The organism is Polaromonas sp. P1_G1 (assembly GCF_056405595.1).
The window spans coordinates 1-455 of the sequence record NZ_JBFUBU010000185.1 but is presented as its reverse complement, the minus strand read 5'-3'; the positions used below and the strand labels follow the sequence as shown (position 1 = coordinate 455).

Annotated in this window: 1 protein-coding gene; it reads right to left on the bottom strand. The window is 63.3% G+C overall.

The window, feature by feature from the left end:
- Positions 1 to 31 precede the first annotated feature (31 nt).
- Positions 32 to 455: SDR family oxidoreductase (locus AC1D1Y_RS26400; protein ID WP_477684953.1), on the bottom strand; the 424-nt coding region annotated here is incomplete at its 5' end.

Genomic DNA, 455 nt, shown 5'->3' with positions numbered 1-455 from the left:
GTATCGCACCGGCCTCTCGCCCTGAAAAGGCTCAGCCGCGCCCGACAAACGGCATATTGGTCGCCATGATGGTCATGAACTGCACGTTGGTGGACAGGGGCAGCTGTGCCATGTGCAGCACAGCGGCGGCCACTTCCTGCACGTCCATCATGGGTTCCACAGCAATCTCGCCATGGGCCTGCTGCACGCCGGTTGCCATGCGGGCCGACAGCTCGGTCAGTGCGTTGCCAATGTCGATCTGGCCGCAGGCAATGTTGTACTTGCGGCCGTCCAACGAGATGGATTTGGTGAGGCCGGTGATGGCGTGTTTGGTGGAGGTGTAGGGCGCGGAGTTGGGGCGCGGGGCGTGCGCAGAGATGGAGCCGTTGTTGATGATGCGCCCACCCTGTGGCGCCTGGCTCTTCATGAGACGAAAGGCGCCTTGCGCGCACAGGAAAGAGCCCGTGAGGTTGGCG